Origin of the sequence: Tistrella mobilis KA081020-065, assembly GCF_000264455.2 — a bacterium.
GTDB classification, from domain to species: domain Bacteria; phylum Pseudomonadota; class Alphaproteobacteria; order Tistrellales; family Tistrellaceae; genus Tistrella; species Tistrella mobilis.
Genome location: NC_017956.1, coordinates 1,802,149 through 1,815,510 on the forward strand (window position 1 = coordinate 1,802,149; position 13,362 = coordinate 1,815,510).

A 13,362-nucleotide genomic window follows, 5' to 3' on the forward strand; every position below is an offset into this window, starting at 1 on the left:
GAGACAACATCATGATGACCAATGAAAACCTTCAGCACGCACCGGCCATTCCCGCCCAGCCACCGCCGGTGATCCTGGGCGAAAGCGATTACGACCGGTTGAGCGCGCTGGCCGATATGGCCGCTGTGGAACCCGGCAGCGCCGTCGCCTTCCTTGCCGCCGAACTCGATCGGGCGACCATCGTTGCCGATGACGAACTGCCCGGCGACGTGATTGCGATGCACCGCCGCCTGGCCTATCGCGCCGATGACGGCGCCGAGCATCAGGCGATGCTGGTCTTCCCCCGCCAGGCCGACATCGCGGCCAACCGGGTGTCGATCCTGACCCCGGTGGGGGCCGCGCTGATCGGCCTCAGGACCGGGGCATCGATCGCCTGGCGCGACCGTATGGGGCGCGAGCGCCATCTGACCGTGACGGCGGTCGGCTGATCAGCCGGAGCGGAGATAGCGCACGGCCTGATCGCGCTCGAACAGGTAGAGCAGGGTTCTGAGCGCCTGGCCGCGCGGCCCGTCGAGTTCCGGCGTGCGCTCGATCTCCAGCCGGGCCTGTGCCTGGGCGGTCTCGATCAGGTCGGCATGCAGATCAAGATCGGCGAACCGCATTTCCGGTTCGCCGCTCTGCTTCGTCCCCAGCGCATCGCCGGCCCCGCGGAGCTTCAGATCCTCCTCGGCGATCACGAACCCGTCCTCCGTCGCCCGCATCACCTCCAGGCGCTTGCGGGCGATTTCGCCCAGCGGGGCGGCGTAGAGCAGCAGGCAGCTCGCCTGATCGTCGCCCCGGCCCACCCGGCCGCGCAGCTGGTGGAGCTGGGCGAGCCCGAAGCGCTCGGCGTGCTCGATGATGATCACCGTCGCATCCGGCACATCGACGCCGACCTCGATCACCGTCGTCGCCACCAGCACATCGGTCCGGTCATCGGCGTCCCTGGCGCGGAAGCGGGCGATGGCGGCGTCCTTGTCCGCGCCCTTCATCTTGCCATGGATCAGGCCGACCCGCGGCCCCAGCTGATCTACCAGATCCTCGGCACGGGCGCTCGCCGCCGACAGATCGGCTTTCTCAGAGACGTCGACCAGGGGGCACACCCAATAGACTTTGTGACCCTCGTCGATGGTCCGGCGCACGGCATCGATCACCTGATCCATGCGGTCCATCGGCAGCACCCGGGTCTGGATGGGCTTGCGGCCAGCGGGCTTCTGCCGGATCCGCGAGACATCCATATCACCATAGGTGGTGAGCGCCAGGGTCCGCGGGATCGGCGTCGCCGTCATGACCAGGGTGTCCACCCCCCGGCCCTTGGATGAGAGCTGCAGGCGCTGATGGACGCCGAAGCGATGCTGTTCGTCGATGACCGCCAGGCCCAGATCGCGGAAAGCCACCCCCTCCTGGAACAGGGCGTGGGTACCGACCAGGATGTCGATCTCCCCGGCCTCCAGTGCCGCCAGCACATCCCGCCGCGCCTTGGCCCGCTCGCGCCCCGTCAGCAGGCCGAAGCGCAGCCCGGCCGGGGCGCCGAGCTTCGCCAGCGTTTCCATGTGCTGGCGCGCAAGCACGTCGGTGGGCGCCATCAGCGCCGCCTGCGCCCCCGCTTCGACTGCGATCGCCATGGCGATCAGCGCCACCACCGTCTTGCCGCTGCCGACATCGCCCTGAAGCAGCCGAAGCATGCGCAGGGGCCCTGCCATATCGCCGGCGATCTCCGACAGGACCTGACGCTGATCCTGGGTCAGACGGAAGGGCAGGCCGGCTTCGATCGGCCGGGTCAGCCGCCCGCTCCCGGCCAGATGGCGGCCGGCCGCCCGTCGCTGACGGTTGCGGACCAGGGCAATCGCCAGCTGATTGGCGAAGAGCTCGTCATAGGCCAGGCGGCGGCGGGCCGGATGAAGCGGTGACAGATCATCGGCATCGGTCGGGGCATGGGCTGTGGCGAGCGCGCCCCGCCAGCCGGCCCAGCCTTCACGGGCAAGCACGCCGCGATCGATCCATTCCGGCAGCTCGGGCAGGCGGGAAACCGCGAATTTCGCGGCCTTGCGCAGCAGCTTGGGCGACAGACCGTCGGTGCCGGGATAGATCGCCTCGACCGTCTCCACCTCGGCCCGCTTCTCGGGCGGGACGATATGGTCGGGATGGGGCATCTGCACCTCGCCGCCATAGCGTTCGACCTTGCCGCTGACGATACGAACCTCCCCGTCGGGCATGAGCCGCCGCCAGTCGGCCTCGCGGCCGTGGAAAAAGACCAGGGTCACGCCCGTGCCGTCGGGATCCGCGCACCGCACCCGGTGCGGCTGGCGCGGGCGTTCGGCCGGCTGATGTTCAAGGATGGTGAGCGTGAAGGTGACGATCCGTCCCGCTGGTGCGATCACGGCGGGCGGCGCGTAACGCCTGTCGACCACGGAGATCGGCAGCGTGTTGATCACGTCGATCACCCGGTTGCCGCGTGCGGCACGCTCCACCAGTTTAAGCACGCGCGGGCCGATGCCGGGCAGGCTGGTGGCTTCGGCAAATAGCGGGAAGAGGGCTTCGGGGCGCATCTGGTCCGGTCAACAGGCACGGTCGGGCGTGGTGGGCGCATCGGGCGCCAACGATAGGGGCGGGGCCGGGCCGTGACAAGCTGCATGGCCGCAAGGCCCCGAAGCCGCGCCGGGGGGTGACAGCGAAGGGCGCGCGGGCTATATCACGGGACGCAGACGACAAGCAGGAAGGGCACCAGCTCTCATGGCCGAAGACCTCGAAATCCGTCGCCGCCGGCTGCGCTATCAGAGCTGGTATCGCGGGTGCAAGGAAACCGACATCCTGTTCGGCAAATTCGCCGATGCCTGGATCGACCGTTTCGATGCCGACCAGCTCGATGCCTTCGAAGCGCTGCTCGACGAAAGCGATGTCGACCTCTACAACTGGTTGAGCGGCCGCGAGCCTCTGCCCGAAGATCTGGCGGACAACCCGGTCATGAAGATGATGATGCAGTTCGACGTGGCAACCGCGCCCGATCGCGGTCTGGCCGAGGGTGGCCTCGGCGGCGCTTGAGAACTGACCTCTGAGATCGGGCCTCCAAGACCGGGGCCCCGCCGGAACCTCTCCATTCCCGCCAACCTTTCACGCCCCAGACCGTTTCGAATGAACGACGTCGCCGCCTCGCTCTGGTCCTTTTCGGGGCCGGTCCTTCGGGGACGGAGGACGCGCTTGAAGGATGCGACGCCCGTGCTGATCGATCCCACGCTTTTCGACCGCCCCGGACGCATCCTGCTGACCGAGGCGCCCGACGGTCTGGTCTGGCAGCTGGCGGCAGAGTTCGCAGCCGGCAGACCAAAGCGTGATCTGGTTCTGGTGATGCGTGACGACGCCCGGATGGCGGCCGCGGCCGACGCGCTGAAAGTTCATCTGCCCGAAGCGGAGGTGCTGCGCCTGCCGGCCTGGGACTGCCTGCCCTACGACCGGGCGTCCCCCAACGGCATGATCGCCGCCGAGCGGATGGATACGCTGACCAGGCTGGCCGGCGGCCCGGCGGCGGACGACCCGAAGGCGGGGACGGGAAGCCGGCCGCGCGCGATCGTCGTCACCACGGTCAATGCGCTGGCCCAGCGCGTGCCGCCGCGCGAGAGCCTGGCACTGGCCAGGCTTCGGCTGGAGCCGGGACACCGGCTGTCGACAGAGCGTCTGGTCGACTATCTGACGCATAACGGTTATGTCCGCGCCGGCACCGTGATGGAGCCGGGTGAGTTTGCCGTGCGCGGCGGCATCGTCGACCTGTTTCCGGCCGGTGAGCCGGACCCGGTCCGCCTGGACTTTTTCGGCGACGAGGTGGAGGCGATCCGGAATTTCGACCCCGTCACCCAGCGGTCCAATGCCCGCATCCGCCGGCTGGATCTGAAGCCGGTGAGCGAGATCCTGCTGACCGAAGGGGTGATCCAGCGCTTCCGACAGGGATATCGCCAGGCTTTCGGCGCGGTCGGTACCGGCGACCCGCTCTACGAGGCGATCAGCGCCGGGCGGCGCCATGCCGGTATGGAGCACTGGCTGCCGCTGTTCCACACCCATCTGGAGCCGGTGACCGCCTATTTCGACCGTCCGGTGATGGTGTTCGATCATCTGGCCGATCAGGCCTTCACCGAACGGCGCGTGCTGATCGAGGACTATTACGAGGCGCGGCGCACGGGGCCGGTGTCGATCATCGGCGGCGAGCGCGAGGCCCCTTACCGGGCGCTGCCACCCGATCAGCTGTACCTGACCGCGAAGGAATGGGCCGAAATCGGCCGCAGCGAAACCCTGGTCGCCGTGCAGCCCGGTGCTGCGGAGCGGCCGCTCGAGCAGGGCTGGCAGGCGGCGCGGCTTGCCGGGCGGGCTGCCCGCGACTTCGCACCCGAGCGCAAGGACGAGGACGTCAACCTCTTCGAGGCGCTGAAGGCCCATGTCGATGCCGAGCGGTCGGCCGGGCGGCGGGTGGTGGTCTGCTGTTACAGCGCCGGCTCGCTCGACCGTATCCGGACGGTCTTTGAAGATCATGGTCTGAAGCAGCTGGAGCAGGTGGAGACCTGGGCCGATATCGCCAAGGCGAAGCCGGGCGCGCTGGTGCTGATCGTGCTGCCGCTCGACCACGGCTATGTTGCGGGCGATCTTTCGGTCCTGACCGAGCAGGACATTCTGGGCGACCGTCTGCACCGCAAGACCCGCCGCAAGCGCCGGGCGGAGAATTTTCTGCGCGATGCCGACAGCCTGACCGTCGGCGATCTGGTGGTTCACGTCGATCATGGCATCGGCCGCTATGAGGGGCTTGAGACCATCACCGCCGGCGGCGCACCGCATGACTGCGTGCTGGTGGTCTATGAAGGCGGCGACCGGCTGTTCGTGCCGGTCGAGCATATCGACATGCTGTCGCGCTATGGCACCGCCGACGGGCCGGCGCCGCTGGATCGGCTGGGCGGCAGCCAGTGGCAGCAGCGCAAGGAGCGCACCAAGCGGCGGCTGAAGGACATGGCCGACGCGCTGATCGCGGTCGCGGCCGAGCGGCAGCTGAAGGGCGCTGCCCGGATCGAGCGGCCACAGGGGCTGTATGACGAGTTCTGCGCCCGTTTCCCGTACACGGAAACCGAAGATCAGTTGCACGCGATCGAGGATGTGATCGACGATCTGGCATCGGGCCGGCCGATGGACCGGCTGATCTGCGGTGATGTCGGCTTCGGCAAGACCGAGGTGGCGCTACGGGCGGCCTTCATTGCCGCGATGAGTGGGGTCCAGGTCGCCGTGGTCGCGCCCACGACCCTGCTCTGTCATCAGCATTTCCTGGGCTTTACCAAGCGCTTCCAGGGATTTCCGATCAAGATCGTCGAAGTGTCGCGGCTGGTTGCAGGCAAGCGCGCCACCGAGGCGAAGAAGGCGATCGCCGATGGTACGGCCGATATCGTCATCGGCACGCATGCCCTGCTTTCAAAGGGCATCTCGTTCCGCGATCTCGGCCTGATGATCATCGACGAGGAACAGCATTTTGGCGTGAAGCACAAGGAACGGCTGAAGGAGCTGAAGGCCGATGTCCATGTGCTGACCCTGACGGCAACACCGATCCCGCGCACCCTGCAGCTGGCGCTGGCCGGTGTGAAGGAATTGTCGATCATCGCCACACCGCCGGTCGACCGGCTGGCGCTGCGCACCTTCACCATGCCCTATGACAGCGTCATCGTCCGCGAAGCGATCCTGCGCGAGCATTATCGCGGCGGCCAGACCTTCTTCGTCTGCCCGCGGATCGAGCAGGTCAAAGAGGTGGAGGAACGGCTGCGCAGCCTGGTGCCCGAGGTCAAGATCGCGGTCGCCCATGGCCGGCTGGCGGCGGGCGAGCTGGAAGACGTGATGGGCGGCTTCTATGGCGGCGAATACGATGTGCTGCTCTCCACCAGCATCGTGGAAAGCGGGCTCGACATTCCGCGGGCCAATACGATCATCATCTATCGTGCCGATCTTTTCGGCCTGGCCCAGCTCTATCAGCTGCGCGGACGGGTGGGGCGCGGCAAGCTGCGCGGCTATGCCTATCTGATGCTGCCTGCCAATCACGGTGTCACCCGCACCGCCGAGAAGCGGCTGGATGTGATGCAGACCCTCGACAGCCTGGGCGCTGGCTTCACCCTGGCCAGCCACGATCTCGACATCCGTGGTGCCGGCAATCTTCTGGGTGAAGAGCAGTCGGGTCATATCCGCGAAGTCGGGCTCGAACTGTTCCAGCAGATGCTCGACGACGCGATCGAGGCGGCAAAGACCGGAGGCGGCGACGCCCCCGCACGGGCGCCGGTGCGCGACTGGTCGCCGCAGATCAATCTCGGCGCCGCCGTGCTGATCCCCGAGACCTATGTCTCGGATCTGGATGTGCGCATGTCGCTCTACCGCCGTCTGGCCGATCTGGACGAGGGCGACGAGCTGGATGCGTTTGCCGCCGAACTGGTCGACCGCTTCGGGCCGCTGCCCGACGAGGTTCGCCAGCTGCTTCAGATTGTCGCGATCAAGCGGCTGTGCATCGCCGCCGGTGTGGAAAAGGTCGAGGCGGGACCCAAAGGTGCCACCATCGCCTTCCATCTCGACCAGTTCGCCCGGCCGGAGGGGCTGATCCAGTTCATTGCCGGCCAGTCGGGCACGATCCGGCTGCGGCCGGATCATAAGCTGGTGGTGATCAGGGCCTGGGCGACCGTCGACGACCGGCTGAAGGGGGCGCGCGACCTGATCGCGACCCTGGCCCGGATCGCCCGGACCGGGAAGGCGGCATAGACCCTGCCGGAGCAGGTCGCGTCCCTGTCACGTCTGCACCTCAAAACGGTCACACGCCACGGGTTACGCCAGGCCGACATCCTTCCCATATGTGTGATGCCTTGAGTTTCATGGCCTGCAGACACGATGTCTGCAGGTGCACCCCCATCGCGACAGGAAAGGACGTCAGCCATGGCGAACGCCGATACCGCTGCCGGGAAGGCCGTCGACACCGAGATGGAAACCCTGAAGGCCGACCTGGCCGCCCTGAAGGCCGATCTGGCGAAGGTGACCAGACAGGCGGGACGCACGGCCGGCGTCGGCGCCGAGGAGTTGGGCGACAAGGCCAATGAAGAGATCAGCCGACTGAAGGCAGAGGTCGATCGCCTGATGCATCTGGCGAGCGAGCGGAGCCGCGGTGCAGTAGCCGCCGCCGAGCACAAGATCGAAGAGCGGCCGCTGACCAGCGTTCTGGTGGCCTTTGGCGTTGGCCTGGTGATCGGCAAGCTGATCGATCGCCGGTGAGGGGGGATCATCCGATCCCTTCCGACCTCCCAACGACACCGGAGCCTGCAGCCATGCTGATGAGACGTATCGAAGCGGCACTGGCGAGAGCCGGTGCCGCTGCAGGCCTCTACGGTTTGGCCGGCCTCGTCCTTCTGGGCGCGGCCGGCTTTGGTGTGGCGGCCTTCTACATCTGGATCGACGGCATCACCTGGCATCCGGCCTCGCCTGCGCTGTGGACGGGGCTGCTTCTGGCCGTGATCGGCCTGCTGATGATGGGGGCGGGCCGCGTGGTTCTGCGCGCACCGAGGCTGCCAGCGCGTCAACAGCCTTCTGCCGCCGGATCTTCAGGCCCCCCGGGTGCGGCCGATGTTGCCGCCATGACCGGCGTGGTCTCGGAACTGATCCGCCGCAATCCGGCCGAAGGCGTCACCATGGCAGCGCTTGCGGGCGTCGCCATCGGCGCGTCACCGGAAATCCGCCGGCTTCTGGCCGATGCCGCGCGCGCGGCGCTCGCGCCCAAGCCGCCCTCGGATGATCGTCAGAGCAGGACCTGACGCGCCCTGAGCAACAGGGAATCGGCCGTGTCCGACGGCTCCAGCGTCGCATGGCCCATCTGCATCCAGATCGGCGTCGTCGGCAGCCCGCCCAGCCCGTAGTCGGTGGTGGCGAGGCTGCCGGCGATCTTGTGCAGCGCTTTCATCGACCGGTCCCCGGGGGTGTCGGGCAGAACCACCACCAGAGTGGCATCATCAGCCCGCGCCACCATGTCCTCGACCCGGACAAGCCGTTTCAGGGTCTCGGTGGCACGGCTCATCACCGACCGGGCTGCGGCGGGACCGCGGCGTTCGATCAGCAGTGAGAGATTGCGGTACGAGACCGTGGCGATGCTGAGCGGTTTTTCCCACTTCGCCGCCTCGAAAACCAGGCGCGACAGATGGACGCGCAGGAATTCGGGCCGATAGGCGCCGGTTTCGGCATCGATTGTCGAGGGTGCCTCGAGCGAGGTGAAGAGATCGGTCAGACGTCGCCGGATGCGCCGACGGCGCAGGGCGGACAGTACCCGACCGTGAAGTTCGTCGGGCGGGTAGGGACGCTGGATCAGGTCGTCGATGCCGGTCTTGAGCAGGGTAGCCGCATCGGGTGCGACTGTGGCATGACCGACAGCCAGAACCGGCACGTCGTAAAGGGCCGGCGTGTCGCGTACATGCAGCGCCAGCCCCAGCCAGTCTTCGCTGTTGCCACCGTCGAAGGACAGGATCAGGGTGTCCACCGATTGTTCGTGCAGAAGCTGGGCCGCTTCGGCTGCGCCTGCCGTTCTGAGCAGGCGATAGCGCGATTGCAGCAGCTCCGCCACATCATCGAGATCCTCGCCCATCTGGGCTGCCAGAAGCAGGGTCGGCGGCCCGTCATTAGCGGTCGGGCGGCGCTTGTCCAGTTCGACCCGGAAGCTGCGCGCGGTGGCGGTGCGGCGGCGCAGTTCCGCCTGCATGATGCCGAGACGCACCAGCTTGGCCATGCGGGCAGCCAGGAAGCCGAGATTGATGCCACCGGACAGCAGCTCGTCGACACCGACCGAGAGCGACCGCCGCCTCAGGGCCGATGACGCCTGGGTCCCGATCATCAGCACCGGAATGTGCTGGGTGTCGGGATCGTTGCGCATCATGTCGACGAAATCGCAGCCATCGCCATCCGGAAGGCGGTCGTCGATGATGATAACGTCGGTCAGAAGCTGTCGGGAAAGACGAAGGCCCTCGGCGCCGGTTCGCGCGCTGAACAGAAACATGTTTTGCGCGCGCAGGCCGTCCATCACCTGCTGCGCGGCGCGAGGATCTTGCATGACGACCAGGACGCGCGCGATATGAGCCATGGGCGCCGGAGTCTCCCGTCGCGAAGGATGCCTCTGCCGTTCCCCTGCGATCATCCGGCGCCGAGAGCCCGCCGGAGTATCTTGCCGTTCACGCCGCGCGGCAGACTGTCGACCAGAACGAGGTCGCGGGGCCATTTGTAGCGGGCGAGGTGCTTGCCGACCCAGGCATTCACGCCGTCGAGATCCAGTTCCCCGGCACGGCCGGGTTTGGGGACCACATAGGCTGCGATGATGGTCAGCGCATCATCGACCTTCCTGGGGCCGACGGCCACTTCGGCGATCGCCGGATGGGCGCTCAACGCCGCCTCCACTTCGATCGGAGAGACCCGATAGCCCAGCACGGTCATCACTTCGTCCGAGCGGCCATCGTACCAGTAGTAGCCGTCGCTGTCGACGCGCGCGAGATCACCGGTGAGGAACCAGTCACCCCGCCAGGCGGCTGCGGTATCTTCGGGCCGGTTCCAGTAGCTGATCATCAATCCGGGCTCGTCGCGATGCACCGCGATCACGCCCACCTCATCCGGTCCTACCGGATCGGTCCCCCCGTCCAGCGGCAGCACCTGGATCCGCCGGCCCGGTTGCGGCCGGCCGGGGCTGCCCAGACGGAGCGGCGTCTCCGGGCCACTGGAGATGTAGGTCGACACCTCGCTCATCCCCAGCGCCTCGTAGAGCGGCAGGGACGCGGCATCGAACCAGCGATGGGTCAGGGGGGGCGGCAGGGCTTCGCCGGCGGTCAGACCGTGGCGGAGCGTCCGCAGGCGTTCGGGGGTCAGCGTGCCGTATTTCAGCATCTGTCGATAGACCGAGGGGACGGCAGCGAAAATCGTCGCCTCCGCCCGCTCGATCAACAGCGGCCAGACCGACGGATCACGCGGCCCGGCATAAAGAACTGCCGTCGCCCCATGTGCCCAGGGGTCCATCAGGCCGACGCCCAGGGTATAGGTCCAGTTCAACTGGCCGGCATGCAGCACGCGATCCTCAGGTCCCATGCCATGCCAGCCCGGCCCCATCGGCCGGCGGCCCCAGACGGCGCGATGGGCGTGGAGCACGCCCTTGGGGCGGCCACTGGTGCCGGAGGTGTAGATCATCAGTGCGGGATCATGGGCCGGCAGATGCATCGGCGCCATGTCCCGGCGCCCTCGTATGGCGGCTTCCAGCCAGTCGAGGCCGAGCAGGCGCATACCGCCCGGATGCGGAGGTGCGATCTCCAGCCCGTCGGCGACGAAGGCCACGGCAGCGCCGCAGTCGCGGGCGATGAAACCAGCTTCTGCCGGGGTCAACTGGGCCGAGGTCGGTACGGCGATCAGCCCGGCGGCCGCTACGGCGAAATAAACCAGGGCGAATTCCAGACGATTGCCCATCCGGATCATGATCCGCGAGCCCGGGGCCAGATCCAGCGCGTGAAGCGCTGCCGTCACCCGGCGGACCTGATCATACATCTGTCCGAAGCTGATCTCGCCGCGAATACCAGTATCGTCCAGCAGGATCAGTGCCGCCTTGTCGGGCTGCCGTTCGGCATTCCAGGCCAGACAGTATTCCGTGAGGTTGAACCGCTCGGTGTCGAACACATGCTGCGCCGCAGGCATGGCCGGCAGGGCGGCGGATGCGACGACAGGCGAAGCGGCGACCAGCCCGTCGGACTGGCCGGCAGGGGCAGAGGCGGCGGGGGCTGCTGCGGGCACCGGGGCACCCTTTACGGAAGCGTCACTGATCATGGCGCTGAGGGTAAGCCCGGACGCGCGGTTTCGGAAGTGCCAAAAAACGGCCATCGAAACGTCGCGGAACCGGATGGGTACCGGTCACGAACGACAACCCCCCGCTCCGGGGGAGCGGGGGGCGAAGGACATTGATGATGTGAGGATCAGAGGCCGAGGCGCTCGCCGGTTTCGCGGGCCTCGCGGCGGAGCGAATCGACCACATTCTCGACCGACCGGCGCAGGGCTTCCGAGTTGTGGGCGAGATGGGCGGTCGCATCTGCAACCGAAGTCGCAGCTTCGGCCGTGCGCCCGGCGCCGCCCGCCACCTCTCCGATGGCGGACGAGATGGTACGGGTGCCGTCGGCGGCCTGATTGACGTTGTGCGCAATCTCGCCGATCGCGGCGATCTGCTCTTCCACCGCACTCGCGATGGTGGTGGAGGCCTCCCGCACACGGCCGATGGTCTCGACGATTCGGGCAATCGCGCCGACCGCCTGCTCGGTGTCGCCCTGGGTGGCTGCGATGCGGGCGGTGATCTCTTCCGTTGCTTTTGCGGTCTGTGTGGCCAGGGTTTTGACTTCAGAGGCGACCACGGCGAAGCCCTTGCCGGCCTCGCCTGCGCGGGCCGCCTCGATCGTGGCGTTGAGCGCCAGAAGATTGGTCTGCGATGCGATGTCGTTGATCAGCTGCACCACATCGCCGATCTGCCGGGCCGATCCGGCAAGCCTGCGGACGATCCCGTCGGTGTCCGCCGCGCGGCTCGAAGCTTCGGCGATGATGTCCGAGGCGGTGGTGACCTGCCGGCCGATTTCGTGAGCCGACGCGGTCAGTTCTTCGGTCGCCGTGGCAACGGTCTGGACGTTGACATTGGTCTCTTCGCCGGCCGCGGCGACGGTCGCCGAATTGGCCGAGGTCGTGTCGGCGATGCCGCGCATTTCGGCCGCGCCGCGCTCCAGATCCTGGGCGAGGCCGGTCATCTCGTCGGCAATGCCCCGCACTTCGCGCTCCAGGGTGTCGGCAAGACCCAGTGTCGACTCCCGACGGGCTTCCTCCGCGCGGCGTTCGGCGGCAGCCTGGGCAAGGCGCAGACGCTCGGTCTCGGCAAGCGTGTCGCGGAAATTCACCAGGGCGCGATTGAGCCCGCCGATCTCGTCGCGGCGGTCCGTGCCGGGAATGTCGATGCCGGTATGACCTTCGGTCAGCCGCCCGATGACGCCCATCGACGCCGTCAGCGGCCGCTTGATCAGCATGATGACGGTGATGGCGAGCGCGACGACGACCAGGATGACGAGAACGATGCCGCCGAGGATCATGCTGTCACGCACATCCACCGATGCTGCGCGCATCGAGTCTTCCGGAATGTTGATGAACAGGCTCCAGGGCTTGTCGTAGCCGGTGATCTTCACCGGCACCACCATGCGGAAGACGTTCTTTTCCAGACTGGGAGACCAGGCCACACGCTCCATGCCGCGTCCTTCGACCACGGCGCGGGCATAGTCGGTGATGTCCTCGGTGGTCAGATCCTTCATCGGCCGGCCGCGCAGTTCCGGCTTGGGGTGGTTGACCACCAGCCCCGCATCGGTGAACAGCAGCACATTGCCGGTGCCGAAGGGCTTGGTTTCGTTCAGCCGCTTGTTCCAGCCGTCGAGTTCGATATCGACGCCGGCAACGCCGATCGGCTTGTCAGCGACCAGGATCGGCACCGATGCCGACAGCGTCATGACCTTCTGACCGGCAATGTCATAGATGGTGGGGGGCGTCAGATAGGTGTTCCCGGTGCTCATCGGGATCTGATAATACTCGGAACCGGGGCCGGTATAGACGGTCAGGTGGCTGGTATTTTCAGTGCCGCCGATCCGGTTGACATAGCTGATGAAGCGACCGGTATCGTCCGAACGGGGCGTGTTGCGGAAGGCGGCATCGTTCCCGTCGAGCGCATTTGGCTCGAAGCCTGCCCAGACACCGAGCAGATGGGTCTTGTCCGCAAAAGTCCGGTCGATGATCGCGTCATAGGCACCGCGATCGGTCGTGCCATTGGCCTTAAGTGCGCTCAGTGAGCTGGCGAGAGATGCAGCGGTGCCCACATCAAGGGCAAGATCGCGCCCGACCTCTGCCGCCAGCTGCTTCGACAGGGTACGCCCCGTCTCAAGCGAGGATTCAAGAACCCTGTTCTCCGCGATCCGGGTGACCGCCGTAATCCCGACAGTCAGCAATACGGCGAGCGCTCCGCCGCCGATGAGGATGATCTTCGATGAAAGCCCGAGCGTGAGACGCATACGGTACCCCGCGTTCATGTCCTGCCTGTCCCGGCCACACGGATACTTGGCTGCAGCCGGCCTGCACAGCGTTCTCGTCCATTGCGAGGTACTTTAGACGAAATGTGTTAATCAACTCCTTCAGTTATCAATGAATCTAGACCTATATAGTCGAAGTTTATTCTGAAATACAAAACCGGAAAGAGAGTTTTGTATTTTGTGGCGGGCGGAATGTGCCCTCATGGAAGCCACGGCATCTCCGTATTGTTCAAGACTGTGTGAATATCATTGGTTTGCATCGATCTTTGGGACGATC

The 13,362-nt window shown here is 66.7% G+C and carries 9 protein-coding genes; 5 read left to right on the forward strand and 4 right to left on the reverse strand.

The annotated features are described in order from the left end of the window. Window positions 1-11: 11 nt before the first annotated feature. Window positions 12-428 carry a nucleoside diphosphate kinase regulator gene (gene rnk, locus TMO_RS31635; RefSeq protein WP_014745141.1) on the forward strand — a complete coding sequence of 139 codons (417 nt, stop codon included), beginning with the start codon at window positions 12-14 and terminating at the stop codon, window positions 426-428. On the opposite strand, the gene recG is transcribed toward rnk, so the two are convergent. Then, a complete protein-coding gene (gene recG, locus TMO_RS08165) occupies window positions 429-2,528 on the reverse strand; it encodes an ATP-dependent DNA helicase RecG (protein ID WP_014745142.1) in 2,100 nt (699 codons plus the stop codon). Between the two features lie 184 nt (window positions 2,529-2,712). Here recG and TMO_RS08170 point away from each other — a divergent pair, with 184 nt between their 5' ends. From TMO_RS08170 to TMO_RS08185, 4 genes are all read left to right on the forward strand, one after another. After that, the gene (locus TMO_RS08170; RefSeq protein ID WP_014745143.1) at window positions 2,713-3,021 is read left to right on the forward strand and encodes a succinate dehydrogenase assembly factor 2; all 309 of its coding nucleotides are present in this window, start codon (window positions 2,713-2,715) and stop codon (window positions 3,019-3,021) included. Between the two features lie 156 nt (window positions 3,022-3,177). Beyond that, entirely contained in the window at window positions 3,178-6,741 is a 3,564-nt protein-coding gene (mfd, locus tag TMO_RS08175; protein ID WP_014745144.1) for a transcription-repair coupling factor, read from the forward strand. Window positions 6,742-6,912: 171 nt separating this feature from the next. Beyond that, the gene (locus TMO_RS08180) at window positions 6,913-7,245 is read left to right on the forward strand and encodes a DUF883 family protein (protein WP_014745145.1); all 333 of its coding nucleotides are present in this window, start codon (window positions 6,913-6,915) and stop codon (window positions 7,243-7,245) included. Between the two features lie 53 nt (window positions 7,246-7,298). After that, the gene (locus tag TMO_RS08185; RefSeq protein WP_014745146.1) at window positions 7,299-7,781 is read left to right on the forward strand and encodes a hypothetical protein; all 483 of its coding nucleotides are present in this window, start codon (window positions 7,299-7,301) and stop codon (window positions 7,779-7,781) included. Here the strand turns inward: TMO_RS08185 and TMO_RS08190 are convergent. The 3 genes from TMO_RS08190 to TMO_RS08200 form a co-directional block, all read right to left on the reverse strand. Then, window positions 7,766-9,094: a response regulator gene (locus TMO_RS08190; RefSeq protein WP_014745147.1), complete on the reverse strand. Its 1,329-nt coding sequence runs from the start codon at window positions 9,092-9,094 to the stop codon at window positions 7,766-7,768. The two genes, TMO_RS08185 and TMO_RS08190, sit on opposite strands and share 16 nt — an antisense overlap. Window positions 9,095-9,144: 50 nt before the next feature. Beyond that, on the reverse strand, window positions 9,145-10,680 hold the full coding sequence (locus tag TMO_RS08195) for an acyl-CoA synthetase (RefSeq protein WP_041605727.1): 1,536 nt from the start codon (window positions 10,678-10,680) through the stop codon (window positions 9,145-9,147). Between the two features lie 275 nt (window positions 10,681-10,955). Further along, complete coding sequence (locus TMO_RS08200) at window positions 10,956-13,085, reverse strand: methyl-accepting chemotaxis protein (RefSeq protein WP_228382283.1); 2,130 nt, start codon at window positions 13,083-13,085, stop codon at window positions 10,956-10,958. Window positions 13,086-13,362: the final 277 nt, after the last annotated feature.

Coding starts and splice junctions, on each gene's coding strand:
- rnk (WP_014745141.1), top strand. CDS start 12: ATGATGACCAATGAAAACCTTCAGCACGCACCGGCCATTCCCGCCCAG.
- recG (WP_014745142.1), bottom strand. CDS start 2,528: ATGCGCCCCGAAGCCCTCTTCCCGCTATTTGCCGAAGCCACCAGCCTG.
- TMO_RS08170 (WP_014745143.1), top strand. CDS start 2,713: ATGGCCGAAGACCTCGAAATCCGTCGCCGCCGGCTGCGCTATCAGAGC.
- TMO_RS08180 (WP_014745145.1), top strand. CDS start 6,913: ATGGCGAACGCCGATACCGCTGCCGGGAAGGCCGTCGACACCGAGATG.
- TMO_RS08185 (WP_014745146.1), top strand. CDS start 7,299: ATGCTGATGAGACGTATCGAAGCGGCACTGGCGAGAGCCGGTGCCGCT.
- TMO_RS08190 (WP_014745147.1), bottom strand. CDS start 9,094: ATGGCTCATATCGCGCGCGTCCTGGTCGTCATGCAAGATCCTCGCGCC.
- TMO_RS08195 (WP_041605727.1), bottom strand. CDS start 10,680: ATGCCTGCGGCGCAGCATGTGTTCGACACCGAGCGGTTCAACCTCACG.
- TMO_RS08200 (WP_228382283.1), bottom strand. CDS start 13,085: ATGAACGCGGGGTACCGTATGCGTCTCACGCTCGGGCTTTCATCGAAG.